The sequence below is a fragment of the Marinobacterium sp. MBR-111 genome, from assembly GCF_040547585.1.
In the GTDB taxonomy this organism is placed as follows: Bacteria; Pseudomonadota; Gammaproteobacteria; order Pseudomonadales; family Balneatricaceae; genus Marinobacterium; species Marinobacterium iners.
On sequence record NZ_JBEPQA010000003.1, the window covers coordinates 186,414 to 213,325 of the forward strand.

The following is a 26,912-nucleotide window of genomic DNA, read 5'->3' on the forward strand; positions in this document are numbered from 1 at the left end:
GGCATTGAGTGGTTGCATTCTGCTCAGGTTGTGAAATAATACTGTTCAGACATACAGTATTTTAACCACCCGGCTAAAAAGGTTTACCGATGGACGCTAACAGAAAGAAAGCGCTGGATGCGGCACTGTCGCAGATTGAACGTCAATTCGGCAAGGGCGCAGTTATGCGCATGGGCGATCAGCCGCGTGAAGCGATTCCTGCGGTCTCAACCGGTTCACTGGGGTTGGATATCGCTCTTGGTATAGGCGGTCTGCCCTTTGGCCGCGTGGTTGAGATTTATGGTCCGGAATCTTCAGGTAAAACCACACTGACGCTGCAGGTTATAGCCGAAGCCCAGAAGCAGGGTAAGGTGTGTGCATTTGTGGATGCCGAACATGCATTGGATCCGAACTATGCCGAAAAACTGGGTGTCGACGTGGATGCCCTGCTGGTCTCCCAGCCGGATACCGGTGAGCAGGCGCTGGAAATTACCGACATGTTGACACGTTCTGGGGCGGTCGATGTGATCATTGTGGACTCGGTTGCGGCACTGGTGCCCAAGGCCGAAATTGAAGGTGAAATGGGCGATTCCCATGTCGGTCTACAGGCGCGCCTGATGTCTCAGGCACTGCGTAAGCTGACCGGCAGTGTAAAACAGTCCAACTGCCTGCTGGTATTTATCAACCAGATTCGTATGAAAATCGGTGTAATGTTTGGTAACCCCGAGACCACAACCGGGGGGAATGCACTCAAGTTCTATGCCTCCGTACGCCTGGATATTCGTCGCATCGGTGCGGTGAAGCAGGGCGATGAAATTACCGGTAACGAAACCCGCGTCAAGGTTGTAAAAAACAAAGTGTCACCACCCTTCCGCCAGGCCGAATTTCAGATCCTGTACGGTCAGGGCATCTACCATATGGGTGAAGTGATTGACTTGGGTGTACAGCAGGGACTGGTGGACAAGTCTGGTGCCTGGTATGCCTACAAGGGTGATAAAATCGGTCAGGGTAAAGCCAATGCCGCCAAATACCTGGAAGAGCATCCGGACATCGCGCAGGAAATCGAAGCGGAAATCCGTGCTCAGCTTCTGAGTGTGCCTCAGCCAAAGGCTGCACAGGAACAGTCGGAAGAAGCCGGTCAGCTGGATCTCTGATTCAGGCATACGGCAGATGATTTAACAACAGGGGCCTTTGTGGCCCCTGTTGTCGTTATGGAGTCTTATCATGGCCAGGTTACTGGAAACTGAAGCTGAGCTGCGCAATGCAGCGTTTGCGCTGCTGGGGCGGCGAGAGTATAGCCGTGCCGAAATGGAGCAAAAGCTGGGGCGTCGCTGTGAAGATGCTGAACTGTTACGGAAGGTACTGGATCAGTTTGTGGCAGATGGATATCAGAGTGATGAGCGCTTTGCGCATGTTTTTACCCGCAGCCGTTTTGGCTCGGGCTACGGTGCCATGCGGATCAGGCAGGAACTGCGTCAAAAAGGGCTGGGGCCCGAACTTATCGAGCAGGCACTGGAAGATGAGTCTCCAGACAGTTATCAACAGGCGCTGGAGTGCTGTCAGAGACGTTTTGGTGATCAGCCACCCGCTGATCCAAAAGAGTATGCACGCCGCATGCGTTTTCTGGTCAATCGTGGATTCTCGTTCGATGATGCCAAGCGCGCGATAAAGTGTGAAGGAAGTGAGTAAATTCAGGCGTTGCAGGGCAGAAAAGCTATCGTACATTTTTTGTTCGCGTTATATACTTGTCCGCTATTTTTGCGTACATATGACCGCCGTTCCTGCAACTGGGCGGGCGGTCCTGTCGTGCCAACCAGTACAGACGCAACGGACCTTATATGAACTACATGACAAGTGCGGAAATCCGCCAGGCATTTCTTGACTACTTTAACCAGCAGGGGCATGAAATCATTGCCTCGAGTCCGCTGATTCCGGGTAATGACCCTACACTGCTGTTCACCAATGCGGGTATGGTTCAGTTCAAGGATGTGTTCCTCGGCTCTGACAAGCGTCCCTACTCCCGTGCCACGACTTCACAGCGCTGTGTGCGTGCAGGTGGCAAGCATAACGACCTTGAAAATGTTGGTTATACAGCGCGTCACCACACCTTTTTTGAAATGTTGGGCAACTTCAGCTTCGGTGATTATTTCAAGCGCGAAGCGATTCGTTTTGCCTGGGAATTTCTGACCAAGCGCCTGGGGCTGCCGGAAGAGCGCCTGTGGGTAACGGTTCATTATACCGACGATGAAGCCGAGAAAATCTGGAAAGAGGAGATGGGGGTTAACCCCGAGCGCTTCTCAAAACTGGATGAAGACAACTTCTGGGCCATGGGTGATACCGGCCCCTGTGGTCCCTGCACGGAAATCTTCTTCGACCATGGCCCTGATGTGGCTGGTGGTCCTCCGGGCAGCCCGGATGAAGACGGTGACCGTTATATAGAGATCTGGAATCTGGTGTTCATGCAGTACAACCGCTCTGCGGATGGCAGCATGGAGCCGCTGGCGCGTCCGAGCATCGATACTGGCATGGGGCTTGAGCGTGTTGCTGCGGTAATGCAGAACGTGCACAGCAACTACGAGATTGATCTGTTCCGCAACCTGCTCGCTGCTACCGCCAAAGTGCTTCGTCTGGATGATACCGACAGCAAATCCCTGCGCGTGATCGCAGACCATATCCGTTCATGCGCTTTTTTGATTACCGATGGTGTGTTGCCGTCCAACGAAGGTCGCGGCTATGTGCTGCGCCGCATTATGCGTCGTGCCATCCGCCACGGTAATAAACTGGGTGCAAAAGAGCCGTTTTTCCATAAGCTTGTAGCGCCTCTGGTCAAGGAGATGGGCGAGGCCTATCCCGAGCTGGCCAAGCTGCAGGACCAGGTTGAACGTATCCTTCTGAAGGAAGAGCAGCAGTTTGCCAAGACCCTTGAGCATGGCATGCAACTGCTTGAGCAGGCGATCAGCGGCCTCGAAGGCAATGTGATCCCGGGTGAAACCGTTTTCCGTCTGTACGATACCTACGGCTTCCCGGTTGACCTGACAGCTGATGTGGCGCGTGAGCATGATCTGAGTATCGATATGGAAAGTTTCGAGCGTGAAATGGATGCTCAGCGCGAGCGTGCTCGTGCCTCAGGCCAGTTTTCGGTCGACTACAACGAACAGATCAAGCTGGAGGGCAGCACGGCGTTCAACGGCTATGACAGCCTTGAAGACCGCTCTGAGGTAATCGCGCTGTTCCGCGAGGGCGAGGAAGTGAATCAGCTTTCCGCGGGCGAGAGCGGCGTAGTGGTTCTGAAAAATACCAGCTTTTATGCCGAATCCGGTGGTCAGGCGGGTGATCAGGGTGTGTTGCGCTGGGATCGTGGCCAGTTCACTGTCCGCGACTGTACCAAAGAAAGCGGTCACCACCTGCACCATGGTCAGCTTGGCGAAGGTGTGCTGCAGGTTGGGGATCAGGTTGTAACAGAAGTTGACATGGCCAAGCGTCAGGCAACGGCGCTGAACCATTCAGCGACACACCTGTTGCACGCAGCCCTGCGCAAGGTGTTGGGTGATCATGTGCAGCAGAAGGGCTCTTTGGTGAATGCAGAGCGCCTGCGCTTCGACTTTGCCCATTTTGAGGCGATGACAGCCGAGCAGATCCAGACGGTTGAAACCCTGGTCAACGACCAGATTCGTGCCAATTCGGCGGTTGAAACCGAGCTGATGCAGCTGGAAGCCGCCAAGGCCCGGGGGGCCATGGCTCTGTTTGGTGAAAAGTATGACGACGATGTCCGTGTTCTGACCATGGGCGAAGGCTTCTCGGTAGAACTGTGTGGCGGCACTCATGCCCGTCGCACCGGTGATATCGGTTTGCTTAAAATCGTCGCTGAGAGCGGTATTGCCTCGGGTGTGCGCCGTATTGAGGCCGTCACCGGGGTTCAGGCGCTGAATTGGGTTAACAGCAACGAACAGGCACTTGGCGAAATCGCGGCCCTGCTGAAGGGTTCGCGTGAGAACGCGCTGGAAAAAGTGCGCGGTCTGAACGAACGCGCACGTCAACTGGAGAAAGAGCTTGAGCGTCTGGCAGCCAAGCTTGCCAGTGCTCAAAGTGGTGATCTGCTTAGCCAGGTACAGGACGTAAACGGTATCAAGGTGCTGGCTGCGAAGCTGGAAGGTGTTGAGCCCAAGGCGTTGCGCGACACACTTGATCAGCTTAAGAACAAACTGGGCAGCGGTGTCGTGGTTCTGCTGACTGCACAGGATGACAAGGTCAGCCTGATAGCCGGGGTGACCAAGGATCTGACCGGTCAGATCAAGGCAGGTGACCTGGTGCGTGAGCTGGCCTCACGGCTGGGTGGTAAGGGGGGCGGGCGCCCAGACATGGCGCAGGGTGGAGGCACCGATGTAAGTGCTGTTCCCGCTGCGCTGCAGGCGGTGCCCGAACTGGTTGCGGCAAGCCTGTAACTGAAAATACAGGCGCCTGCCGGTGTTCAATGCACCGGCAGCCGGATGGAAACACTGAAATGGCGTTATACGTACAGAAATACGGCGGCACTTCGGTCGGCTCTGTGGAGCGCATCGAAGCGGTGGCCGAAAAGGTCAAGGGCTTTCGTCAGCAGGGGCATGACGTGGTTGTTGTTGTATCCGCAATGAGCGGTGAAACCAACCGACTGATTGCGCTGGCCAACGAGATCCAGGAGCGTCCTGATCCGCGTGAAATGGATACGCTTGTGTCTACCGGTGAACAGGTGACCATTGCACTGCTGTGCATGGCGCTGAAAGCCCGTGGCGTGGACGCCCGTTCCTACACGGGAGGTCAGGTACGCATTCTGACTGACCAATATCACACCAAGGCCCGCATCCAGGATATCGAGACAGACCGTATACGGTCTGATCTGGACCAGGGGCGAGTTGTGGTTGTGGCAGGGTTTCAGGGTGTTGATCCTGAGGGCAATATTACGACTCTGGGGCGTGGTGGTTCCGACACGACGGGCGTTGCACTGGCAGCAGCGTTGAAAGCGGATGAGTGCCAAATCTATACGGATGTGGACGGTGTCTATACCACCGACCCGCGTGTGGTCGAAGGTGCGCGTCGACTGGAGAAAATCACCTTTGAAGAGATGCTGGAAATGGCCAGCCTTGGTTCCAAGGTGTTGCAGATTCGTTCCGTTGAGTTTGCCGGCAAGTACAAGGTGCCGCTGCGGGTGTTATCCAGCTTTCAGGATGGTCCCGGTACACTGATTACGATAGAGGATGATGAAACTGTGGAAAAGCCGGTTATCTCGGGTATAGCGTTCAATCGTGACGAAGCCAAGCTGACTGTCGTTGGTGTGCCTGATATTCCGGGCGTTGCGTCCCGGATACTGGGGCCAATCAGCCGTGCCAATATCGAAGTGGATATGATCGTGCAGAACATTGGTGCCGATCAGACCACCGATTTTACCTTTACAGTGCACAGAAACGACTATGATAAAGCACAGCAGGTGCTTGAGCAGGTTGTGCAGGAACTTGGCGCCCGCGAATGTGTCGGAGACAATAAGATCGCGAAGGTATCGATCGTAGGTGTTGGAATGCGCTCCCATGCGGGGGTTGCCAGCAAGATGTTTGATGCACTTGCAGGTGAAAATATCAACATCCAGATGATCTCAACGTCTGAGATCAAGGTATCAGTAGTGATCGCCGAAAAATATCTGGAGCTGGCAGTACGGGCGTTGCACTCGGCGTTCGATCTGGACTCATCTGATACAGTCCGCGAGTAACGACAGTATCAGATGACGGCGGCCTGCATCTGTTCTATAGTAACGGCTGCAGGCCCCCAAGGCCTGAAACGGCCAGCGTCGCCATGATACCTGGATGGTCTAAGGACATATAAGGTGGAAGGTGCTGTGCTCGTTTCAGAAAAACCGGAACTCAGCACCCCAGGACTAAACTAAGGAGAGCCACAATGCTGATTCTAACCCGCCGCGTAGGCGAAACCCTCATGGTCGGTGACGATGTCACTGTCACTGTGCTTGGTGTAAAAGGCAATCAGGTACGTATTGGTGTTAATGCACCCAAGGATGTCTCCGTTCATCGCGAAGAGATCTATCAGCGTATTCAGCGTGAAAAGTCACAAGAGCCTGATCAGGAATAAGTTTTTCAAAATATTCCTTTTCTTTTTAAAATCAGTCTTGTAACATATGCGCCGTTGTTGACGAGGTGAGTTGGCCGAGTGGCTGAAGGCGCGCCCCTGCTAAGGGCGTATACCGCAAGGTATCGAGGGTTCGAATCCCTCACTCACCGCCATTGTGCGCCCGTAGCTCAGCTGGATAGAGTACCTGGCTACGAACCAGGCGGTCAGAGGTTCGAATCCTCTCGGGCGCGCCATTACTCAACAATGCTTTAGAAAAACATGTGTGCGCCCGTAGCTCAGCTGGATAGAGTACCTGGCTACGAACCAGGCGGTCAGAGGTTCGAATCCTCTCGGGCGCGCCATCTTTTCTTCCCCATCGGTATGCGCCCGTAGCTCAGCTGGATAGAGTACCTGGCTACGAACCAGGCGGTCAGAGGTTCGAATCCTCTCGGGCGCGCCATCCGTTTTTTACCCCTTCCCGATCAACCTGGTTACCCGACCCGAATCACAGATTCCGGAACACTCATGAAATTCATTGCCAAGCTTTTTCCCGAGATTACGATCAAGAGTCGTCCTGTTCGCCGTCGCTTGATTCAGCGCCTGCAAACCAATCTTCAAATCCTGCTGCAGCGTGTCGATGAGCGCGTCAAGGTCAGTGGTCACTGGGACAAAGTGGAGATCAGTTTTCCGGGTCAGGATATCGAGTTGAGTGCGCGTCTGGTTGATGAGATGCAGCGAGTGCCGGGCATTCAGTCGATCGTGGAGGTGCAGGAGTACCCCCTGGAGGACTTCGATCAGGTCTTTCAGTTGACACGTGATGCCTATGCAGAGCGCCTGCGCGGCAAAACCTTCAAGGTGCGAGTGCGGCGCAGTGGTGATCATGACTTTACCTCGGTTGAACTGGAGCGCTATGTCGGCGGCGGGTTGCGCCAGCATACCGATGCGGCTGGGGTTGATGTTCGCAACCCAGAGGTTTGGGTCGATCTGGAAGTGCGCAACGAGACCCTGTTTGTCGTTACGGCCATTCATCAGGGGCTGGGAGGCTATCCACTGGGGACTCAGGAAGATGTACTGTCGCTGATTTCGGGTGGTTTTGACTCGGTTGTGGCGTCATACATGACCATGCGCCGCGGCAGTAAAACACACTTCCTGTTCTTTAATCTGGGTGGCCATGCCCATGAAATCGGTGTCAAGCAGGTCGCGCTGTATCTGTGGAAGCGCTATGGGGCCTCTGCGCGCGTCAAGTTCATTACGGTTCCCTTCGAGGAAGTGGTTGGCGAAATCCTGCAGTCCGTGCACCACTCGCATATGGGCGTCGTGCTTAAGCGCATGATGATGCGCGCCGCTGACCGGGTCGCTGACCGAATGGAGCTGAACGCCATCGTGACCGGTGAGAGTGTGGCTCAGGTGTCCAGCCAGACATTGCCGAACCTGCGCCTGATCGATGAGAGCTGCGAGCATCTGGTGCTGCGTCCTCTTGTGACCATGGACAAGCCGGACATTATTGAGATATCTCGCCAGATCGGTGCGTTTGATTTTGCCAGTGCCATGCCTGAGTACTGTGGTGTGATTTCTGACAAGCCTACAACCCATGCCAAGCGCGATCGGATTGAACGCGAAGAGGCGGAATTCGATTTTGATACTCTTGATCGGGCGTTGGAACAGGCCGAGATGATCAGTATTGACGAAATCGTAGAAAATCGTGACATCAATGCCGAGATTGAGGCGATGACGCGAGTCGAACCGAATCAGACGCTGGTTGATATCCGTCCCCCGCGCGAGCAGGAGCGCAAGCCGCTCAACATGCCTGGCTGTGATATTCGTATTATCCCTTTCTACAAGCTGGAAAGTGAATTCCCGAATTTGGAAACGGAGCGTGAGTACCTGTTGTATTGCGACAAGGGTGTAATGTCACAGATGCATGCGCAGCATTTGCGCGAACAGGGCCACAACAACGTCAAAGTCTACCGTCCAGCCACTCCTTGAGTGGCTTTTTTCTGCATCCTGTCTGTAAATTAGCCAAAAGGCTAATAGGTATTGTTCCCCTAAACGTGACATAAAAAGACTTATGTCGACATTATTGTCGCGCCAAGTGCTCTAAAGGCCTGTTTCTGTAAAAAAATTACAGATTGTCGACAATCTTGCAATGGCCCCCGGGGTCTGAGTTAGAATAGCTCAGGTTGATTGTGCATGTGTACCTGATAGTCTGAACGTTCAGGTGCATGCCGTCTGAGCATCTGTCTGTCGTTCTGGCTCTGCTAACCCAGTGAGCCGGGCGCGGCCAAAAGCCGCCGGCAGGCCAAAGGGTTTCGAATTACAACAGGAGCACCCACAGATGGATAATCTGTTCTCGGAAGGCCTCACACTGATGGTCTTCGGCATGGGTTTCGTCTTCGTCTTTCTGACGCTACTGGTGTTTATTACCAGCATCATGTCCCGGCTGATAGGCCGTTATCTGCCTGAGCCTGCGCCCAAGGTCGTCAAAGCACGCCCCCAAGCTGCTGGCGTGCAGACCGGCAACAATGATGAGCTGATCGCTGTCCTTACCGCAGCGGTACATAAGTACCGCTCCAAGTGAGTCGGGTCAAAGAACAAGAACCTCTGATAGATAAAGGCTAACTCATGTCCGACGTAAAAAAACCGCTAGGCATTACCGACGTCGTCCTGCGTGATGCGCATCAGTCTCTGTTTGCCACTCGCATGCGACTCGACGACATGCTTCCGATTGCCGAGAAGCTGGACAAGATTGGTTACTGGTCCCTGGAAAGCTGGGGTGGTGCTACTTTCGACTCCTGTATCCGTTATTTGGGTGAAGACCCTTGGACACGCATCCGCGAGCTCAAGGCCGCCATGCCCAACACGCGCCAGCAGATGTTGCTGCGCGGTCAGAACCTGCTGGGATACCGCCATTATGCTGATGACGTAGTCGACAAGTTTGTTGAGCGTGCTGCCACTAATGGCGTTGATGTGTTCCGTATCTTTGATGCAATGAATGACCCTCGCAATCTTGATCGTGCCATCAAGGCGGTCAAAAATTGTGGGAAGCATGCTCAGGGTACCATCTCCTACACCACCAGCCCGGTGCACACCATCGAGATGTGGGTTGATTACGCCAAGACACTTGAAGACCTGGGCGCGGACTCCATCGCGATCAAGGACATGTCCGGCATTCTGACACCATACAACGCCTTTGATCTGATCTCTCGTCTCAAGGCCCAGACCGGCCTTGAAGTTCAGTTCCACGCGCATGCGACAGCCGGTCTGTCAGACATGACCATCCTTAAGGCGGTTGAAGCTGGCGTTGATCGGGTTGATACAGCGATCTCTTCCATGTCCATGACTTATGGCCATACGGCCACCGAGTCAGTTGTTGCCGCATTGGCCGGTACGGATCGTGATACCGGTCTGGATCTGCTGGCACTGGAAGAAATTGCAGCCTACTTCCGTGAAGTACGGAAAAAGTATGCCAAGTTTGAAGGTTCGCTGCGGGGTACCGACTCCCGTATTCTGGTGGCTCAGGTGCCGGGCGGCATGCTGACCAACATGGAAAGCCAGCTCAAGGAGCAGGGCGCAGCAGACAAGTTTGACGAAGTACTGGCCGAAATCCCGCGTGTACGTGAAGATCTCGGCTACATTCCGCTGGTGACTCCGACTTCCCAGATCGTGGGTACTCAGGCGGTAATCAACGTACTCATGGGTGAGCGCTACAAGACCATCTCCAAGGAAGTGCAGGGGATTCTGAAAGGCGAGTACGGTGCTGCACCAGCGCCTTACAATGCCGAATTGCAGGCCCGTGTACTTGATGGCAAGGAAGCAATTACCTGCCGTCCGGCCGATATGCTTGAGTCGGAAATGGACAAGCTGACCACCGAACTGAAGCAGATTGCTACCGACAAGGGGATCAAGCTGGAGCAGGGCGAGCACGAAATTGACGACGTACTCACCTATGCACTGTTCCCTCAGATTGGCCTGAAATTCCTTGAAAACCGCGGCAACCCTGACGCCTTTGAACCTGTACCCACGCTTGAGGACGCACAACCCATGGCAGCCAAGAAAAACAACGGTCCCGAAGTTTATACCATCAACGTCAACGGCCAGAATTATGTTGTTCAGGTTACCGAAGGCGGTGACATCTCTTCCGTTTCGGCTGCTCCCGCTGCAGCGGCTCCTGCAGCTGCTCCCGCTGCCGGTTCAGGTGAGCCGGTTCCAGCACCGCTGGCAGGTAACATCTGGAAAGTTCAGGTAGCTGCCGGTCAGGCGGTTCAGGAAGGCGACGTGCTGGTGATCCTGGAAGCGATGAAGATGGAAACCGAAGTACGTGCTGCGCGTGCCGGTACCGTTGTGTCAGTTGATGTCAAAGAGGGTGATGCCGTTCAGGTCGGTGATTCCCTGCTGACTCTGGCCTGAGGTGGTACCGCATGGATAACCTGATTGAACTCTGGCAGGCCTCGGGGATATACAATATCTCTGTTGGTCAGCTGACGATGATAGTCATCGGCCTGGTGCTGCTCTATCTTGCGATCCGCAAGAACTTTGAGCCGCTCCTGCTGGTTCCGATCGGCTTCGGCGGTATTCTGGCGAATATTCCAGAAGCCGGTATGGCATTCTCGGCGGTCGAGAACGCAATTCACTTTGCCAAACCGCATGTGCTAAGTGAGCTTGCTTCCGTGCTGGGTGTGGCCGGTAACGATCCACACGCGATCACTGAGGCGTATCACAGCTCCAATGCAAGCATTCATGCGGCTGCGAGTCTGGTTGCTCAGGATGCCGGTTATAGCAACGGCATGTTGTACAACTTTTACAGCATCGCAATTGCATCGGGTGCGGCACCGCTGCTGATTTTCATGGGTGTCGGTGCCATGACCGACTTCGGTCCGCTGCTGGCAAATCCGCGCACACTCTTTCTGGGTGCTGCCGCGCAGTTTGGCATCTTTGCAACCGTTCTGGGTGCTGTTGCCCTGAGTGCCTTCGGCATTATGGATTTCAGCATTCAGGATGCGGCGGCCATCGGTATCATTGGTGGCGCTGACGGCCCGACTGCGATCTATGTTGCCAGCATGTTGTCGCCCCACTTGCTGGGTGCCATTGCGGTCGCGGCATACTCCTACATGGCATTGGTACCGATGATCCAGCCGCCAATCATGCGTGCGTTGACCACTGAGGCCGAGCGCAAGATCAGCATGAGCCAGCTGCGTCATGTATCCAAGACCGAGAAGATTCTGTTCCCGATTCTGCTGCTGATTCTGGTCGCGTTGTTGCTGCCGGATGCGGCACCACTGTTGGGTATGTTCTGCTTCGGTAACCTGATGCGTGAGTGTGGCGTGGTTGATCGTCTTAGCGATACTGCGCAAAACGCTCTGATAAACATCGTGACCATCTTCCTGGGTCTGTCTGTTGGCTCCAAACTGTCGGCTGACAAGTTCCTGGATATGCAGACGCTGGGTATTCTGGTGTTGGGTATCGTGGCCTTCGGTATCGGTACGGCAGCGGGTGTGTTGATGGCCAAGCTGATGAACAAACTGCAGGGCGGCAATGCCATCAATCCGTTGATCGGTTCTGCCGGCGTCTCGGCGGTGCCGATGGCTGCGCGTGTTTCCAACAAGCTTGGCCTCGAAGCCAACCCACAGAACTTCCTTCTGATGCACGCCATGGGGCCGAACGTGGCCGGTGTTATCGGCTCGGCGGTTGCGGCAGGTGTGATGATCAAGTTTGTCGGCTGACAATTGTCTGTGACATATCAAAAAAGGCTGCCCATCGGCCACTGCTGTCCCATAGTTTTTGATCATAAAGGGATCCTCATTTGAGGGTCCCTTTTTTCTGGCTTTAGTGAAGGAGGATTAAGTAGCGCCCAAAGGGGTATGCGTTCGAACAAGCTCACCTGAAGTGTTCGCATTATGCGTTGTACGCTCCAGCCTTGCCGGGCGCTGTGGCGAGCAAACGAGAGCAGTAGATAGCAGATCATGGCGATCCAGATCTGCGTCAGCACAGCATTCTTACTGTTACCTAAAAACGCCTTTATCTTCAGGTTTTGCTTGAGCGCTTTGAAGAAGAGTTCCACCTGCCAACGATCCTTATAGATCGCCGCAATCGTCGTCGCGGCCAGCTTGAAGTTGTTGGTGATAAAGCGGAAGTGTTTACCGCTTTCCGGGCAGTTATACCCCACCAATCGAAGCGTGGGTGCGCGCTGTTTTTGCGCGTGCTGACTGCTCAGCTCAATCACTTGATCGTACTCAACCGACGTCTTGGCAGGTACTGGATTCGATTTCTGCACCTGATAAACAGCTTTGGGTCTCAGTCGCGTGACAAAGCTAACCTTTTGTTTTGTCAGCTCTCCATACCAGCGGTAATCAACATAGCCCTTATCAAAAGCCACGATACTACCTGCCGGGAAGGTGAACCGGCGCCCCTGAATCAAATCGCCTTCCCGGCCATCACTGAGCGCAACGAACTCGGGAATTAAGCTGGCGTTGTTCAGGCCGGTATGCAGCTTTACACCGGCTTTTGACTGATGGATTTTTGCCCAGGGGAAAATATTCAATGACAGATCGATGGTGCTGGCATCGAGTGAATAAAGTGGATTCTTGAAGCGAAATTTATGCGCATTTGAACGCACAGAACAGCGCTGCAAAAGCTTATAAAAGATGGCCTCATAGAGCTCGGCAGGCTGCTGCTCATTGAGGCGGGCGAGGGTTGAGCGAGCAATCGGCTTGGCTCCGAGGTGGTAGAGTTTATGCCGCTGACTGGCGAGGCTAGACTCGATGTCGCGAAGACTTTGTCGGCCAGAAATCTGGGACATCGCAATGCCAATGAACTGATCCCAGCGTGAAGCTGAACGGAGCTTTTGCCCCACATGATGCTCACGAGCCGTTCGCTCAAAATCGTGTCTGGACAAAGGCTGGAGCAACTGATGAAACGCGGTGTTATGATGAGACAAAGCCTGAATCCTTTGTGAGTAGAGTGTTTGGTCGCACTCTCATTTTACTCACTTGGATTCAGGCTTTCTCATTTGCTGCCATTTATGGGACAGCAGTGGCCCATCGGCAGCCTTTTTCGTTTGTGCGAGTGTCGCGTCAGGCTTCTGAAAATCCGGCCAGTACTTCCAGGTGTGCCTGTACACTGAAGGCCAGTGGAACCGGGTTATATCCGCCCTCAAGGACAGACACGATCCGACCCTGACAGTGTCGGTCTGCAAATGCCTTGATTTTCTGTGTGACCCAGCGGTAATCCTCTTCATCCAGATTCAGGTCGGCCATCGGATCTTCCTTGTGGGCATCAAAGCCTGCCGAGATAAAGATCATGTCAGGCTTGTGCGCCTCAAGTGCCGGCAGCCAGCACTTTTCAATGGCATCATGAAACAGACTTGGGTCGCTGTGAGCCGGTATTGGGCAGTTGATGATGTTGGCTCGATCGATTTCGTGATAGCGCTCCGGGTAGTAGGGGTGCTGGAACGTCGAACAGACCAGCACTTCCGGGCGGTCTTTGAAAATATCGACAGTACCGTTGCAGTGATGTACGTCGAAATCGAGAATGGCCACTCGTTCTATGCCTGCTTGCTGCAGTGCGTGGGCAGCGCCGATGGCAATGTTGTTATAGAAGCAGAAGCCCATCGCCAGGTTGTATTCGGCATGATGGCCCGGCGGGCGGACCGCACAAAATGCGTTTTCCGCCTTGCCGCTCAGGACGCGATTGGTCGCAAGAATGACGCCACCGGCAGCCAGACTTGCCGCCTTCAGAGAATCTGGACACAGGGCCGTATCGTCATCGGTATAGACCACGCCCGAGTCCGGCACTTTCATTTCCAGCCGCTTCTGGTGCAGGTGATGGTGTGCGAGTAATACCTGCTCTTCAGTTACCTCAACAGCGGTCAGCTGATCCAGCTGATCCAGCAACCCGGTGCGTTGCAGTACCTTGTTAATGGCAACCAGCCGCACGGGGCTCTCCGGGTGTTCCGGCCCCATATTGTGCAGCATGCAGTCCTTGTGGGTGATAAATGCTGTTGTCATGGCTTTAGCATACTCCTCTACTGTCAACATTCTAGAGGAAAAGGCGTCCCGAGAGGCTTAGGCCTTGGTCTTAAGACGGTCTTTATCATGCGGTTAACCCAACTATTGATCGATGTCATGCCGTACCGTCATCAGGTTCTTTATAGTGTCCACACAGCATAGAACTGTCTTCTGCACCGAGTGTTCTCACCCAACGCTCGGTGTTTTTTTATCCCCCTCCTCATTGCGTGAATACTTCTTGCGTGTGTCCATGCCCTGTATACTCACTGCTGATTACCGGCCCTTGTGTGTCGGTACACAGTGTTTGGCATAGGGTGGATAGGCCACGGTGGCTTCACGCAAGGTAGATTACTCTGACAAGAATGTTTTGCTGATCGACAGCAGCGGTAACCTGCGCTCTACGATCTATTACATGCTGCGTGAGCTTGGTGTCAGAAACCTGAAAGCAACCACCGTGAACGAAAAAGTGTTGCAGCTGATCGAGGAGGAACAATTCGATATTATCCTGCTTGGTCATAACAGCAGTGACGCCGTGACGGGTATGCAGCTGCTTGAGGAAGCTCGCTTTCTCGGTTATATCCGTCCTACAGCTGGCTGGATCTTCATGACCAGTGATGCCTCACAGGAGGTGGTGCTTCACGCCATCGACAGTCGGCCTGATGACCTGCTGACACGCCCTTTTTCCATTGATGAGCTCAAGAGTCGGCTCGACCAGCTGGTGCTGCGCAAACAGGTGCTGAAGCCGGTAGAGCAGTCGATTGAGGTGGGCGACCTTGAGGGTGCTGTCCTGGCCTGCGATGACATCCCTCGGCATGATCCCAACATTGACTATGCACGTCGTATCAAAGCCAACCTCTTGACTCAGCTGGGTCGAGCGGACGAAGCCTATGAGGTGCTTGAACCGATTTTCTGGCAAGACCCCGACAAAGATACGGGGCTGTGCATGGCGCAGGCATTAATCGGAATGCAGAGGCTGAGTGAAGCAGGAGATCTACTCGACAGTTTGATCGAGAGTTATCCGCTGCTGATCGCGGCATATGATTTGCGCGCTCAAGTGCATGAAAAGAACGGTGATCTGGAGCAGGCGCGAGAGACACTTAAAGTTGCGACCGCCAAGGCTCCGCTGGGTATTCCTCGGCAGATGGAGCTGGGGCGGGTTGCGACCCAGACTCGTGTGCTTGAACTGGCCGAAGGTGCTTACCGAAAATCGATCGTGCTGGGTCGGCGTAGCTGCTACCGCTCACCGGAGCCCTACCTGCGGTTGGCGAACATCAGGCGGCTCGAAATGAAAAGTGCAGATTCGCGGCGCCAGATCGAGCTGCGCAATGATATGGACTCCATTCTGAACAATGCCGAATACAACTTTTCCAAGGATCCTGCGCTGAAGGTCAGAACAGCCCTGTTGCGGGCTCAGGCAAGCGAGGATATGGGCGATCAGGAAGAGGCTCGGCGGTTGAGTGAGGAGGCTCAGCGCCGAAATTCTGCTCTCAGTCAGCCTTTGCAGCTTGAACGCGAGCGTCTGACCCTGTCGGGCGATCCGGTACCTGTGCTGGAACCGGAACCAGAGCACGATTCGGCCAGAGAGGCGCCTCGTCAGGTTCGTCGAGACCCGGAGATGAGCGACAAGGTCAATCGGCTTGGGGTCAAACACTACCTGGCCGGCAAGGGATCTCAGGCGATCCGCTATTTTGGTCTTGCCATCGAATATGATCCCGGCAATGTGCCGGCCCTGCTTAATCTGGCACAGCTGTTTCTTGAGATCGCGCGCGATCAGGAAGCCAAACGAGACGAGCGCCTCAAAATGGTGGATCGCTACCTGCGTCTGACAGACCGCCTGCCACTTGAAGCGGTGGAAAAATTGCGTCAAAGCCAATTGAAAACCTTCCGTCGCATGCCGTTGTCCGAACTGCCGGAAGGCTCTCTAGGGGTGCTGCTGCGCTAGTCTGTCTGATCGAGTGATTTCAGAAATATACGGGCACTTTGCTGCAGCACCTGTTGTTGCTCTTCATCCATTTTGTGCAGCTGCCGGTAGGTCAGTCCAAGTCGCGGATTTTGGCTCAGCAATGACTCATGCCTCGCCATAAAGTCCCAATACAGGTAGTTGAATGGGCAGGCATCGGGTCCGGACTTGCGGCGTACGTCATAACGACAGTGTTTGCAGTAATTCGACATGCGGTTGATGTAGGCGCCGCTTGCAGCATAGGGCTTGCTGGCCATCTCGCCACCGTCCGCAAAAAGTACCATGCCCAGTACGTTCGGCAACTCAACCCACTCGTAGGCATCGGCATAGACTTCCAGATACCAGCGGCTGACCTGCTCTGGGTCAAGCCCGGCGAGCAGAGCGAAATTGCCGATCACCATCAAACGCTGAATATGGTGTGCGTAGGCGTAGTCACGTGTTTGTGAAATGCACTGCTGCAAACAGTTCAAATCGGTGTCGGCACTCCAGAAAAACGAGGGCAAAGAGCGGTAGGCATTCAGGTAATTGCGGCTGGCATATTCGGGCATATGTAGCCAGTACAAGCCCCGAACATACTCACGCCAACCCATAATCTGGCGAATGAAACCTTCAACGGCATTCAAGGGAGCCTGCCCCTGCTGCCATTGCTCTTGTGCCGCCTGAATCACTTCCAGTGGATTGAGCAATCCCAGGTTGATGCTGGTGCTGAGCAAAGAGTGGTACAGCCAGGGCTCGTCTTGACGCATGGCATCCTGGTAGTCGCCAAACAGGGGGAGTGAGCTGTCCAGAAAATGTGATAGTTGCAGCAGGGCCTGTTCCCGTGTGACGGCATGGTTGAACGACTCAAGAGACCCGAAGTGCTGCCCGAAGTGACTTTCAACAAGTTTGATGACATCCAGCGTAATCTCATCAGGCATGAACTGAGGTTGTGTCGGCATGACTCTATTGGCCGGCAGCGGCTTGCGGTTTTCCCGGTCGAAATTCCATTGTCCGCCGGCCGGTTGGCCCTGCTCCATCAAAATGCCGTATTCCTGGCGTAACTGTCGATAGAAATACTCCATTCGAAGCTGCTTGCGGTCTTGAGCCCAGCGTCGGAAGCTGTCATGGCTGCAGAGAAAACGATCATCCTCGCGAATATCAATCTGCCATTGCGGGTGCTGCTGCTGCCAATGTCGGAACTGATCCTGCAGGCGATACTCGGCCGGTTCCGTCAGTGCTACATGTCGGCAGCCTGAGCGAGCCAGTACGGATTCAATTTCGCTGAAGAAGCTGCCGCTGTTGTCCTGTGCATCCAGCGTAACGTAATGCACCTTGAAGCCCAGCAGGCGCAACTCACGGGCAAAGTGACGCATGGCAGACAACACCAATACCAGCTTCTGCTTGTGGTGGTGAACATAGGTGGCTTCGGTGGCCAGTTCACACATCAGAATCATATCCTGCTCAGGGGCCATATCCCTGAGACTGGAGATGTTCGGTGTTAACTGGTCGCCCAGAATCAGACGCAGGCAGGGGGGTGACATGCATACCTCATCGACAATTATTCAGTCTGGGGTACGCAGAAACTACCCGGATGGATTCCGGGTAGTTTCAAGCCGATCGTTTTCAGGAGGCTCGGCGCAGTACCGGGCTGAGCAGAAGGAAGCAGTAAATGGCTGCCCCGACAGCAACGGCCAGCAGCGACAGCCAATCGGTTGTTGTCGCAACATAGCTCAGTTTTGACATTGTCAGTGCGGGGGCCACCAGTGCAGCTCCAATGCCTACAACGACACACAGCAAGTATAGGAAGCCGGGTCTTGGTCCATGCTTTTTCCAGCCTGACAGCTGAGTCAGTACCAGCGGTACCAGCAGAAGCACCAATAACCACCAGTAAGGCTTGAGCGAGTAAAGAATAATCGTGATGACGCCTTCAAAAGTCATTGTTGCCTCCTACACCTGTCCGTTGAGCATGGCGTAATACGCCGGCTGCAGCATTTTTTCCTTCATTACCCACACTGCCCAGGACTCTTCGGTCGGGCTGATGAAGGGGAAGGATGGCATTAGTTCGCCGCCATAACCGAACTCGGCCAGCACGGCACGGCCAATTGAAGTGATCAGTGGGCAGGAGGTGTAGCCGTCATACTTCGCCAGCAGGGGCTGGCCCGCCAGATAGGACAGAATATTTGCCTCTGCTACGGGAGCCTGTTTCTTCACACTGGCGGCCGTTTTGCCGAAGGGAGTGCCGATAACATCGCCGACACCGAAAATCTCGGGGTAGCGGCGGTGTTGCAGATTGTACTGGTCAATCTCAAGCCACTGATTGGCCATGGGTCCTTCCTGCCAGGCCAGTTCACTCTGGCGTACTGCATCCGGTGCGCTCATTGGAGGAACGACATGGATAAAGTCATAGGATTCCCGTTTTGTCTGGCCATCTGCTGACGAGAACAATGCAGTTTTGCTGCTCGCATCAATACCGACCAGCGTGCGCTGATCGTGGAGGCCGACCTGTTGCTCCTGCCAGCGGTTCAGCACGAAATCGTTGTATACAGGTACTGAAAACACGCGGTTCTGGAATGGAGTAAAGAAGTCCACCTGGAATTGGTCACGCTTGCCGGTATCCTCCAGTCGTGACAGGGTGGTAAACGTCATTTTCAGTGGGGCGCCAGCACATTTGATGGCGGTATTGCTGAGGGTAAAAATGGCGCGTCCCGACCCTTTGCTGATCAGTGACTCGATCTGGATGTTGGTGGCACTGGCCGCAGCAGGGCTGGCGTAGACGCTACCGATACCCTTTTGGCCGATAAGGTCAGTACTCATGCCCTCAATATCGGTGTAGTTCAACTGGCAGCCAGTGGCGATGACCAGCAGGTCATATTCCAGTACCTGACCATTTGTCAGTTTGACCTTGCGTTGGTCTGGCATGAACTCGCTGACATCAGAAGGAATCCAGCTGACACCGGATGGCAGCCATTCAGCGGTACTGGTTGCGACCTTGTCAGTGGGCCAGAGGCCTGACGCGATCAGGGTGTAACCGGGCTGGTACAGGTGTTGTTGACGTTCACCTGCGATGGTGATTTTGGCGCCTGAAAGCGAGTTGTTGAGGCGATTGGCAATGGCGGTGCCTGCAGCTCCAGCACCAAGAATGACGATGCGTGCATTGCTGCCCTGACGAGCAAAGGCTGAGCCGAAGGGCAGAGCAGACAGAGCGGTTGCGCCTGCCCCCATCTGCAGAATTCGGCGGCGTCCGGGATTTTGAGGTACTGAAGCCTTAAAGGGGTGCATGGTTGCGCCTCCGTTATTACTTTTAATAATAAGTATATTACTTATAAAGTATACACAACGTAGCGCTTTGACAACCTGCGACATACTGTCGCAGGTCAATGCAGTATAGACGGGCAAAAAAAATCCGCTCAGGCAAGCCGGAGCGGATGGAATAACAACAAACAACAGATAAGGAAAAACACCGAAGTGTCAGGATCAGGCAGCCGTTACTGCCTCCATCCGGCGGGCAGCGTCTGCCCCGATACGGCATCCGTATACGCCAACTTCACCCTTCCAGCGCATCCAGGTCAGAAATTCTGCGGTCTGAGACAGCAGCTTCGACAGTGCGCCGGGCTCAGCCTTGTAGGGCTGATCTGCATATCCCATGGCGATCAGCTCCTGCTGGATGCGGCGATCATCATTTGGAATACCGGTGTATTGATTAAATTTCATAACAACACTCCCCAAGCTTTGTGTGTTAGACATTAGTATTATAGTGACGTCTGCTGCGCTGCACAAGAGGGTGTTATGACAAGTGAGTGAATCTTCACTGGACAGCTCTCCGGTGAGCGATATTATACTGTATATAAATACAGCATTATGGGCTAGCAGCTATGTCAGCAGTGATTATCGGTCGGGGTGGGGTGTTTCAGCCGCTGTGGATTCCTCTGCAACTGGAATCGGTCTGTGCCGGGTTTCCCTCTCCTGCGCAGGACTATGTGGAGCAGGTGCTGGATTTGAACCAATTGTGTGTCCAGCGTCCGGCCGCCACTTTTTTTGTTCGTGTTCGTGGTGACTCCATGCTTGAAGCCGGTATCTGTCCGGGGGATATTTTGGTGGTGGATCGTTCGCTGGAGGCTGTCAGTGGGGATACGGTTGTGGCCAGTCTCGACAACGATTTTACGGTCAAGGAGTTGCAACTCAAGCCTGCTCCCAGGCTACTGCCGCGCAACCGTCGCTATCCGGTCATTGAAGTGAAAGCCGAGCAGGAGTTGGAGATATTCGGTGTTGTAGTCGGTGTCGTCAGACAGATGAGGCGCGGATGAGCAAAACCTTCGCACTGGTCGACTGTAACAGCTTCTATGCCTCCTGTGAGAAGCTATTCCGGCCTGACCTTAAACATTCTCCGGTTGTGGTGTTGTCGAACAACGATGGCTGCGTGGTGGCACGTTCGCCTGAGGCCAAAGCGCTGGGAATTGGTATGGCTGTGCCGTTTTTTCAGATTCAGGCACTGGCCCGACGTTATGGGGTGGCGGTTTTCTCCTCGAATTATGCCCTGTATGCCGACATGTCAGCCCGAGTGATGAGTGTGCTTGAAGACATGGCACCGGCAGTCGAGGTTTATTCCATCGATGAGGCCTTTCTTGATCTCACTGGCGTTAATCATATTCATTGCCTTGAAACATTTGGCCAGCAAATGCGCCAACGGGTCCTGCGCTGGACGGGAATTGCCACCGGTGTTGGCATCGCACCGACCAAAACCTTGGCTAAGCTTGCCAATCATGCAGCCAAGCAGTATCCGGCCACAGGCGGAGTGGTCGATCTGAGCTGCCCCGAGCGCCAGCGACGCCTGCTGCAGCGGGTACCGGTCAGTGAGGTGTGGGGTGTTGGGCGGCGCTTGACCCGACAGCTGCAGGAGCAGGGTGTGCAAACGGCAGCTGACCTGGCGGCCATGCCGCCTCGGTTGGCACGCCAGCGCTTTTCGGTGGTGCTGGAGCGTACCATCCGAGAACTTAATGGTGAGTCCTGCCTGTCACTGGAGCAGCAGCCGGAGGTGAAGCAGCAGATTATCTGCAGCCGTTCATTCGGCCAGCGCATCAGTCAGTTTGAAGAGATGAAGCAGGCGGTCTGCACCTATGCTGCCCGTGCCGCCGAAAAGCTGCGGCAGGAAGGCCAGTTCGCCAAAGTGGTCAGTGTCTTCATCCGTACCAGCCCCTTTCGACCGGGAGAGCCCTTTTACAGCAATACAGCCACGGCCGAGCTGCCAATCCCCGATGACGACAGTCGAGTGATTATCAATCGAGCCGTCCTGCTGCTGCGTCAGATTTGGCGCGATGATCACCTCTATATGAAAGCGGGCATTATGCTGGGGGATTTTCATGCACCCGGCTGCTACCAGCCGGAGCTGTTTGATACACCGGCGGTATTCCCTGGCAGTCGAGAGCTGATGCAGGTGCTGGACCACATCAACCAAAGCGGCCGTGGGCAGGTATTTTTTGCAGGGCAGGGCATGCGCACCGGGTGGGCGATGAAGCGGGAGCGGCTGTCTCCCTCTTACACCACGCGCTGGGAGGATATACCCTGTGTACGTTAGCCAGCTGAACTGAAGGTGTTGCGTGCCATGAGTCAGACTACATCCTCTCGCGTGATCCGTGCGACTGTCCTGCACTGTTTGGCCAGTCCAGCCGAACAGGGTGAGCAAGCAATCGAGCACCTGCAGGACGGCCTGCTCTGGATCGAACAGGGAAGGATCAAAGCGCTTGGGGAGTATAAAGCGCTGCAGGCACAGCTGCCTGCGGGGCAGGTTATTGAAGATCGTCGCGGCTGCCTCCTGATACCTGGGCTGATCGATACTCACACCCATTATCCACAATTGAGTATCGCGGCCAGCCCGGCCGGAGCGTTGTTTGAGTGGTTATCCAAACGAGCCTTTCCCGCCGAGGCCGCCATCCATGATGCCGTTACGGCAGAGGCGATGGCAGAGCGCTTTATCCGTGAGCTGCTGCGCAACGGTACGACAACCGCAATGGTATTCGCCGGAGTGCAACCCTGGAGTGCGGATGCCTTTTTTCGAGTGGCGCAGCGATACAAACTGCGCATGATCAGTGGCAAGGTACTGCAGGATCGACTGGTACCGACTGAACTGCGTGAGCCTCTGGAGCAGGCACGTGAACATAGCGATGAGCTGATCGCACGCTGGCATGGGGTTGACCGGCTCAGCTACGCACTGACCCCTCGCTTTGCGCCAGCCTGTTCCGAAGCTTTGCTGGCCTGGTGTGGCGACCGTCTTGATGGTCATTCCGACCTTTACCTGCAAACCCACCTTGCGGAAACGCCCTCTGAATGTGACCGCGCCCAGCAACTCTTTCCCGAGTGCAAGGGATATCTGGATGTTTATGATCACTATGGACTGTTGCGCCCGCGCAGCCTGTTCGCACATGCCATCCATCTGAGTGCCGCCGAACAGCAGCGCCTGGGTGCCAGTGGCGCCAGCGTGGCACATTGCCCCTCGTCCAACCTGCTGCTGGGCTCTGGACTGATGCCGTTGCAGGCCCTGCGGCAGGCGGGCGTTTCCCTGTCGGTCGGGACCGATGTAGGTGCTGGGCCGAGTTGCTCAATACTGAAAACACTGGCAGATGCGGTACGGGTGCAACAACTGCGCGGCGAGCCATTGAACCCGCTTTATGCCTTCTACCTGGCAACCCTGGGTGGTGCCAAAGCGCTGCAGCTGGAGGCATATGCAGGAAACCTGCAGCCGGGTACCGAAGCGGATTTTCTATTGCTGGATATGTCCGCTGTTCCGGAACTGGCTGTGCGCGGTGAGGCGGTGGAAAGCATTGATGAACTGCTGGCGCTGATCATCCTGCTGGGCGATGATCGGCTGGTTACCGAGATCAACATACTGGGCGATCCGGTGAAGTTGAACGACTGAAGCTTGATCCGTACTACTCTATACTGCCTGCAGATTCGCTATTCAGAGATACCCAAAATGATACGACGCAATACAGTGCACATATTGGCATTAACCCTTTTGACCAGTGCCATGGTTGTGCCACAGGCCACGGCTGCCTGGGATGACCTGCTCAAGCAAGGCCAGCAGTTGCTGGAGGGGCAAAACCGCTCAGAGCAGAGCGGAGCGGCAGTGCCGGCGGGCATGGATACAGCGACTCTGGCACGCGGACTCAAAGAAGCGCTTCGAGTGGGTGGCGAGCGCGCCATTGGCCAGCTTGCCGCAACCGATGGCTACTATGGCCGCCCCGACGTGCGGATACCGTTGCCGGGCATGCTCGAAAGCGGGGCCGGGCTGCTGCGTCGTGCCGGGCTTGAGTCTTACGTGGAAACCTTTGAGCGCAGTATGAACCGCGCTGCTGAACAGGCCATCAGTGAAGCCACCCCCGTGTTTCTGGATACGCTTGAACAGATGACGCTGGAAGATGCTCGCCGTATTTACTCCGGTGGCGATAGCGCCGCAACCGAGTATTTCCGTGACAAAACGTCAACCCGGCTACAGCAGCGAATGCAGCCGCTGATCAGCGAGGCCATGTCTGCCAGCGGCGTTAGCCTCGCCTATGAAGCACTGGTGCAACAGGCTGAGTCATATCTGCCAATGCTGCAGGGATTCAGTCCAGACCTGAATGAGCATGTCACTTCGCGGGCGCTTGAAGGGCTGTTTCTTCGATTGGGTGAGGAAGAACGCTTGATACGTCAACAGCCTGCGGCACGGACAACCGAACTGCTGAAGCAGGTGTTTGGGTCTTGAGTCCTAAATGACTTGACCACCGCAGTTGTGCCGGTGCGTTCATTCCCTCCGGCCAATGGGGTACTCTATCCGTCATTAAAGGGATGCATTGACGACGAGTACACATGGCCACAGAACCAGCAAGAAAAGCACCGGCAAAAAAAGCAGCTGTAAAAAACACAAAAGGGTTTGAAGAGACCCTCTGGGACGCCGCCAACAAGCTGCGCGGCAGCGTCGAGTCCTCCGAGTACAAGCACATCGTACTCAGCCTTATCTTCCTCAAGTTTATCAGCGACAAGTTCGAGGCCCGCCGTCAGGAAATGATGGATGAGGGGCAGGGTGACTACGTCGACATGGTGGAGTTCTACACCATGAAGAACGTCTTCTATCTGCCGGAGACCTCCCGCTGGAGCCATATCCTCAAGCATGCCAAACAGGATGATATTGCGGTCAGGATCGATACCGCCCTGCATGACATCGAGAAGAACAACCCGGCGTTGCGTGGTGCTCTGCCGGACAACTACTTCTCCCGTCTGGGGCTGGATGCCGCCAAGCTGGCCGCGTTGGTCGATACCATCAACAACATCGAAACGATGGCCAACGAATGCCACATGACCGAGCAGGATCTGGTTGGGCGCGTTTACGAATATTTCCTGGGCAAGTTTGCCGCCAGTGAAGGCAAGGGCGGGGGCGAGTTCTACACGCCCAAGTCGATTGTTACTCTCATAGCGGAGATGATCGAACCCTACAGGGGCAAGATCTACGACCCCTGCTGCGGGTCGGGTGGCATGTTTGTGCAGTCGATCAAGTTCGTGAACAGTCACAACGGCAACCAGAAAGACATCTCCATCTATGGTCAGGAATACACTGGCACTACCTACAAACTGGCCAAGATGAACCTCGCCATCCGGGGAATCTCGGGCAATCTGGGCGACGTAGCCGCAGATACCTTCTTCAAGGATCAGCACCCGGACCTGAAGGCCGACTACATCATGGCCAACCCGCCGTTCAACCAGAAGGATTGGCGCGCGGCCAACGAACTGACCAAAGACCCCCGTTGGGCCGGTTACACAATCCCGCCGACCGGCAATGCCAACTACGCCTGGATTCTGCACATGATTGCCAAGCTGAGCGAGAACGGCACCGCGGGCTTTGTAATGGCGAACGGCTCCATGTCGTCCAACACCAGCGGCGAAGGCGATATCCGCCGCGAGATCATCGAGAACGATCTGGTGGACTGCATGATCGCTCTGCCGGGTCAGCTGTTCTACACCACCCAGATCCCGGTCTGCCTCTGGTTCCTGACCAAGAACAAGAAGGCCGACAAGGAACGTGGCTTCCGCAGCCGAGTGAATCAGACCCTGTTTATCGATGCCCGCCAGATGGGCACCATGACCAGCCGTATCCACAAGGAACTGACCACCGAGGACATCGCCGAGATCGCCGGCACCTATCACAACTGGCGTACAGGTAAATGGAATGGTGAGTACGCTGCACAGGGAGGTGCGAGCGTCGCGGGAGGCAGGATGCCGGGAGCGACCGAAGACAAGGCAGGATTCTGCAAGTCGGCCACCTTCGATGAGATCGAGGCCAACGACTTTGTGCTGACCCCGGGCCGCTATGTCGGTGCCGCCGAAATCGAAGATGACGGCATCCCGTTCGAGACGAAAATGGCTGAACTGAGCCAGACCCTCTATCAGCAGATGGATGAAGCCGAAAAGCTGGATGCGGTGATTCGGAAGAATCTGGAGGTGCTGGGTTATGGGAATTGAGTTTGAAAGTGTCACCCTAGGGCAGATTACAAAGCGTGGTGGAGGCTTCATTCAAACAGGTCCGTTCGGAAGTCAACTTCATGCCTCTGACTACGTTCCAACGGGTGTTCCATGCATTATGCCAGCTAATATAGTGGATGGGACCGTCGATCTCGCAGATATTGCATATATATCACACGCTGATGCTCAGCGTTTATCCAAGCACATCGTGAAAGCCGGTGATATTGTGTATTCCCGCCGAGGTGATGTAACAAGAAAAGCCTTAATTAGAAAGCATGAAGAAGGGATGTTTTGTGGAACGGGTTGCCTTCTTGTACGACCTGGAAAGTATATCGACCCAAGATATTTGGCCTATCATCTTAGTAGTCCTTGGAATCATGAGTGGATAATACGTCATGCTATCGGCGCGACAATGCCAAATCTGAATACAAGTATTCTCGGAGATATTCCGCTAAAAATACCCGACCTTGAAAATCAAAAAAATATAGCACGTGTTCTTGGCGTTTTTGATGAAAAACTAGAACTTAATCGCCAAATAAATCAGACCCTTGAACAGATGGCGCAAGCCCTGTTCAAGAGCTGGTTCGTGGATTTCGATCCGGTGATCGATAATGCGCTGGACGCAGGCAATCCGATACCTGAAGAGCTGGAAGCCCGTGCTGAACAGCGCAGGCAGTTGCGTGATGCTGCGTCCAGGGGTGAAGTGCCACTGCCCGGACTGCCGGATGATATCCATTCGCTGTTTCCCAATGAGTTTGAACTAACGGACGAGATGGGGTGGATTCCGAAAGGGTGGAATTGTCGGCCTGTTTCAGAAGCGATTAATGTCAACCCAAAAGTTAAGCTTTCAAAAGGTACAGTTGCGAAGTTTGTTGATATGAAGGCTATGCCCACTAGTGGTTATTCCATTAGTGAAATTATTGAAAAATCGTATTCAGGTGGCGCGAAGTTCAAGCAACATGATGTCTTGCTGGCAAGAATAACGCCGTGCTTGGAAAATGGTAAAACCGGGCTGGTTGATTTTTTATCTGATGATGAGGTTGGCTTCGGATCAACAGAGTTTATTGTGTTGCGAGGCAGGAATAATATCGGTTTTGGTTATATTTCTGGTCTCGCAAGAAACGCATCATTTAGGAAGCACTGTATCCAGAATATGGTAGGTTCATCTGGACGGCAGCGTGTACAGAACTCTTGCTTCGACTCCTTTTTTATTGCTTTTCCAAGTGAAGCTTCCGTTCTTGATTTATATGATGAAACATTTTCGGACTTCTTCATTAAAATAACATCAAACAAAAGTAGTTCTATGGTGCTATCTGATTTAAGAGATAGCTTACTACCCAAACTCATCTCCGGCGAACTCCAGATCCCGGATGCCGAGCAGCAAATCGCCGAAGTGATGAGCTAAACCAAAC

General features: G+C 54.4%; 22 protein-coding genes and 4 tRNA genes. 20 read left to right on the forward strand and 6 right to left on the reverse strand.

Annotated elements, in window-relative coordinates; translation table 11 throughout:
* Nucleotides 1-89: 89 nt before the first annotated feature.
* The 13 genes from recA (at nucleotide 90) to ABIE61_RS03585 (ending at nucleotide 11,789) form a co-directional block, all read left to right on the forward strand.
* Complete coding sequence (gene recA / locus ABIE61_RS03525) at nucleotides 90-1,133, forward strand: recombinase RecA (RefSeq protein WP_091828129.1); 1,044 nt, start codon at nucleotides 90-92, stop codon at nucleotides 1,131-1,133.
* A 70-nt stretch (nucleotides 1,134-1,203) separates the two neighbouring features.
* On the forward strand, nucleotides 1,204-1,668 hold the full coding sequence (locus ABIE61_RS03530; protein WP_354406782.1) for a regulatory protein RecX: 465 nt from the start codon (nucleotides 1,204-1,206) through the stop codon (nucleotides 1,666-1,668).
* A 158-nt stretch (nucleotides 1,669-1,826) separates the two neighbouring features.
* A complete protein-coding gene (gene alaS, locus ABIE61_RS03535) occupies nucleotides 1,827-4,421 on the forward strand; it encodes an alanine--tRNA ligase (RefSeq protein ID WP_206842218.1) in 2,595 nt (864 codons plus the stop codon).
* 59 nt (nucleotides 4,422-4,480) lie between these two features.
* The gene (locus ABIE61_RS03540; protein WP_206836204.1) at nucleotides 4,481-5,716 is read left to right on the forward strand and encodes an aspartate kinase; all 1,236 of its coding nucleotides are present in this window, start codon (nucleotides 4,481-4,483) and stop codon (nucleotides 5,714-5,716) included.
* 185 nt (nucleotides 5,717-5,901) lie between these two features.
* The gene (gene csrA, locus ABIE61_RS03545; RefSeq protein WP_091828127.1) at nucleotides 5,902-6,090 is read left to right on the forward strand and encodes a carbon storage regulator CsrA; all 189 of its coding nucleotides are present in this window, start codon (nucleotides 5,902-5,904) and stop codon (nucleotides 6,088-6,090) included.
* Between the two features lie 64 nt (nucleotides 6,091-6,154).
* Nucleotides 6,155-6,242: transfer RNA gene (locus tag ABIE61_RS03550), tRNA-Ser, on the forward strand.
* Between the two features lie 4 nt (nucleotides 6,243-6,246).
* Nucleotides 6,247-6,323: transfer RNA gene (locus ABIE61_RS03555), tRNA-Arg, on the forward strand.
* 31 nt (nucleotides 6,324-6,354) lie between these two features.
* Nucleotides 6,355-6,431: transfer RNA gene (locus tag ABIE61_RS03560), tRNA-Arg, on the forward strand.
* 21 nt (nucleotides 6,432-6,452) lie between these two features.
* Nucleotides 6,453-6,529: transfer RNA gene (locus tag ABIE61_RS03565), tRNA-Arg, on the forward strand.
* A 65-nt stretch (nucleotides 6,530-6,594) separates the two neighbouring features.
* Nucleotides 6,595-8,055, forward strand: coding sequence for a tRNA uracil 4-sulfurtransferase ThiI (thiI, locus tag ABIE61_RS03570; RefSeq protein ID WP_354406784.1), 1,461 nt, complete (start codon nucleotides 6,595-6,597; stop codon nucleotides 8,053-8,055).
* Between the two features lie 349 nt (nucleotides 8,056-8,404).
* Nucleotides 8,405-8,647, forward strand: coding sequence for an OadG family protein (locus tag ABIE61_RS03575; protein WP_091828125.1), 243 nt, complete (start codon nucleotides 8,405-8,407; stop codon nucleotides 8,645-8,647).
* Nucleotides 8,648-8,691: 44 nt separating this feature from the next.
* A complete protein-coding gene (gene oadA, locus ABIE61_RS03580; protein WP_091828124.1) occupies nucleotides 8,692-10,476 on the forward strand; it encodes a sodium-extruding oxaloacetate decarboxylase subunit alpha in 1,785 nt (594 codons plus the stop codon).
* Nucleotides 10,477-10,487: 11 nt separating this feature from the next.
* Complete coding sequence (locus ABIE61_RS03585; RefSeq protein ID WP_354406788.1) at nucleotides 10,488-11,789, forward strand: sodium ion-translocating decarboxylase subunit beta; 1,302 nt, start codon at nucleotides 10,488-10,490, stop codon at nucleotides 11,787-11,789.
* Nucleotides 11,790-11,851: 62 nt separating this feature from the next.
* On the opposite strand, the gene ABIE61_RS03590 is transcribed toward ABIE61_RS03585, so the two are convergent.
* A complete protein-coding gene (locus ABIE61_RS03590) occupies nucleotides 11,852-13,003 on the reverse strand; it encodes an IS4 family transposase (RefSeq protein ID WP_354406791.1) in 1,152 nt (383 codons plus the stop codon).
* A gap of 136 nt (nucleotides 13,004-13,139) precedes the next feature.
* Nucleotides 13,140-14,072, reverse strand: coding sequence for a histone deacetylase family protein (locus ABIE61_RS03595; protein WP_354406793.1), 933 nt, complete (start codon nucleotides 14,070-14,072; stop codon nucleotides 13,140-13,142).
* A gap of 328 nt (nucleotides 14,073-14,400) precedes the next feature.
* Here ABIE61_RS03595 and ABIE61_RS03600 point away from each other — a divergent pair, with 328 nt between their 5' ends.
* Nucleotides 14,401-16,014, forward strand: coding sequence for a response regulator (locus ABIE61_RS03600; protein ID WP_354406795.1), 1,614 nt, complete (start codon nucleotides 14,401-14,403; stop codon nucleotides 16,012-16,014).
* Here ABIE61_RS03600 and ABIE61_RS03605 read toward each other — a convergent pair.
* The 4 genes from ABIE61_RS03605 to ABIE61_RS03620 all read right to left on the reverse strand — a co-directional run bounded on the left by ABIE61_RS03605 (nucleotide 16,011) and on the right by ABIE61_RS03620 (nucleotide 19,722).
* Nucleotides 16,011-17,552, reverse strand: coding sequence for a cryptochrome/photolyase family protein (locus ABIE61_RS03605; protein WP_354406797.1), 1,542 nt, complete (start codon nucleotides 17,550-17,552; stop codon nucleotides 16,011-16,013). The genes ABIE61_RS03600 and ABIE61_RS03605 overlap by 4 nt on opposite strands.
* 82 nt (nucleotides 17,553-17,634) lie before the next feature.
* Nucleotides 17,635-17,949: a hypothetical protein gene (locus ABIE61_RS03610; protein WP_091828120.1), complete on the reverse strand. Its 315-nt coding sequence runs from the start codon at nucleotides 17,947-17,949 to the stop codon at nucleotides 17,635-17,637.
* Nucleotides 17,950-17,958: 9 nt separating this feature from the next.
* On the reverse strand, nucleotides 17,959-19,290 hold the full coding sequence (locus ABIE61_RS03615) for an FAD-dependent oxidoreductase (protein ID WP_354406798.1): 1,332 nt from the start codon (nucleotides 19,288-19,290) through the stop codon (nucleotides 17,959-17,961).
* A gap of 195 nt (nucleotides 19,291-19,485) precedes the next feature.
* Nucleotides 19,486-19,722 carry a hypothetical protein gene (locus ABIE61_RS03620; RefSeq protein WP_206836180.1) on the reverse strand — a complete coding sequence of 79 codons (237 nt, stop codon included), beginning with the start codon at nucleotides 19,720-19,722 and terminating at the stop codon, nucleotides 19,486-19,488.
* Nucleotides 19,723-19,883: 161 nt separating this feature from the next.
* On the opposite strand from ABIE61_RS03620, the gene ABIE61_RS03625 reads away from it, so the two are divergent.
* The 6 genes from ABIE61_RS03625 (at nucleotide 19,884) to ABIE61_RS03650 (ending at nucleotide 26,905) form a co-directional block, all read left to right on the forward strand.
* Nucleotides 19,884-20,315 (forward strand): LexA family protein, encoded by a 432-nt coding sequence (locus tag ABIE61_RS03625; RefSeq protein ID WP_354406801.1) that lies wholly within the window; start codon nucleotides 19,884-19,886, stop codon nucleotides 20,313-20,315.
* Nucleotides 20,312-21,583: a translesion error-prone DNA polymerase V subunit UmuC gene (gene umuC, locus ABIE61_RS03630; protein WP_354406804.1), complete on the forward strand. Its 1,272-nt coding sequence runs from the start codon at nucleotides 20,312-20,314 to the stop codon at nucleotides 21,581-21,583. Before ABIE61_RS03625 ends, umuC begins: the two co-directional genes overlap by 4 nt.
* A gap of 27 nt (nucleotides 21,584-21,610) precedes the next feature.
* Nucleotides 21,611-22,921 (forward strand): guanine deaminase, encoded by a 1,311-nt coding sequence (gene guaD, locus ABIE61_RS03635; RefSeq protein WP_354406807.1) that lies wholly within the window; start codon nucleotides 21,611-21,613, stop codon nucleotides 22,919-22,921.
* A 57-nt stretch (nucleotides 22,922-22,978) separates the two neighbouring features.
* Nucleotides 22,979-23,749, forward strand: a complete 771-nt coding sequence (locus ABIE61_RS03640; RefSeq protein ID WP_354406809.1) for a DUF4197 domain-containing protein — start codon at nucleotides 22,979-22,981, stop codon at nucleotides 23,747-23,749.
* A 104-nt stretch (nucleotides 23,750-23,853) separates the two neighbouring features.
* Nucleotides 23,854-25,500: a class I SAM-dependent DNA methyltransferase gene (locus tag ABIE61_RS03645; RefSeq protein WP_354406811.1), complete on the forward strand. Its 1,647-nt coding sequence runs from the start codon at nucleotides 23,854-23,856 to the stop codon at nucleotides 25,498-25,500.
* A complete protein-coding gene (locus tag ABIE61_RS03650; protein WP_354406813.1) occupies nucleotides 25,490-26,905 on the forward strand; it encodes a restriction endonuclease subunit S in 1,416 nt (471 codons plus the stop codon). The genes ABIE61_RS03645 and ABIE61_RS03650 overlap by 11 nt, the downstream gene beginning before the upstream one ends.
* Nucleotides 26,906-26,912: the final 7 nt, after the last annotated feature.

What these genes read in the sequence shown, in the direction of transcription:
- ABIE61_RS03585 (WP_354406788.1), top strand. Translation starts at nt 10,488, where the DNA reads ATGGATAACCTGATTGAACTCTGGCAGGCCTCGGGGATATACAATATC.
- oadA (WP_091828124.1), top strand. Translation starts at nt 8,692, where the DNA reads ATGTCCGACGTAAAAAAACCGCTAGGCATTACCGACGTCGTCCTGCGT.
- guaD (WP_354406807.1), top strand. Translation starts at nt 21,611, where the DNA reads ATGAGTCAGACTACATCCTCTCGCGTGATCCGTGCGACTGTCCTGCAC.
- ABIE61_RS03575 (WP_091828125.1), top strand. Translation starts at nt 8,405, where the DNA reads ATGGATAATCTGTTCTCGGAAGGCCTCACACTGATGGTCTTCGGCATG.
- ABIE61_RS03625 (WP_354406801.1), top strand. Translation starts at nt 19,884, where the DNA reads ATGTCAGCAGTGATTATCGGTCGGGGTGGGGTGTTTCAGCCGCTGTGG.
- ABIE61_RS03605 (WP_354406797.1), bottom strand. Translation starts at nt 17,552, where the DNA reads ATGTCACCCCCCTGCCTGCGTCTGATTCTGGGCGACCAGTTAACACCG.
- ABIE61_RS03530 (WP_354406782.1), top strand. Translation starts at nt 1,204, where the DNA reads ATGGCCAGGTTACTGGAAACTGAAGCTGAGCTGCGCAATGCAGCGTTT.
- thiI (WP_354406784.1), top strand. Translation starts at nt 6,595, where the DNA reads ATGAAATTCATTGCCAAGCTTTTTCCCGAGATTACGATCAAGAGTCGT.
- ABIE61_RS03615 (WP_354406798.1), bottom strand. Translation starts at nt 19,290, where the DNA reads ATGCACCCCTTTAAGGCTTCAGTACCTCAAAATCCCGGACGCCGCCGA.
- ABIE61_RS03540 (WP_206836204.1), top strand. Translation starts at nt 4,481, where the DNA reads ATGGCGTTATACGTACAGAAATACGGCGGCACTTCGGTCGGCTCTGTG.
- csrA (WP_091828127.1), top strand. Translation starts at nt 5,902, where the DNA reads ATGCTGATTCTAACCCGCCGCGTAGGCGAAACCCTCATGGTCGGTGAC.
- ABIE61_RS03640 (WP_354406809.1), top strand. Translation starts at nt 22,979, where the DNA reads ATGATACGACGCAATACAGTGCACATATTGGCATTAACCCTTTTGACC.
- ABIE61_RS03645 (WP_354406811.1), top strand. Translation starts at nt 23,854, where the DNA reads ATGGCCACAGAACCAGCAAGAAAAGCACCGGCAAAAAAAGCAGCTGTA.
- ABIE61_RS03610 (WP_091828120.1), bottom strand. Translation starts at nt 17,949, where the DNA reads ATGACTTTTGAAGGCGTCATCACGATTATTCTTTACTCGCTCAAGCCT.
- recA (WP_091828129.1), top strand. Translation starts at nt 90, where the DNA reads ATGGACGCTAACAGAAAGAAAGCGCTGGATGCGGCACTGTCGCAGATT.
- umuC (WP_354406804.1), top strand. Translation starts at nt 20,312, where the DNA reads ATGAGCAAAACCTTCGCACTGGTCGACTGTAACAGCTTCTATGCCTCC.
- ABIE61_RS03620 (WP_206836180.1), bottom strand. Translation starts at nt 19,722, where the DNA reads ATGAAATTTAATCAATACACCGGTATTCCAAATGATGATCGCCGCATC.
- alaS (WP_206842218.1), top strand. Translation starts at nt 1,827, where the DNA reads ATGACAAGTGCGGAAATCCGCCAGGCATTTCTTGACTACTTTAACCAG.
- ABIE61_RS03595 (WP_354406793.1), bottom strand. Translation starts at nt 14,072, where the DNA reads ATGACAACAGCATTTATCACCCACAAGGACTGCATGCTGCACAATATG.
- ABIE61_RS03650 (WP_354406813.1), top strand. Translation starts at nt 25,490, where the DNA reads ATGGGAATTGAGTTTGAAAGTGTCACCCTAGGGCAGATTACAAAGCGT.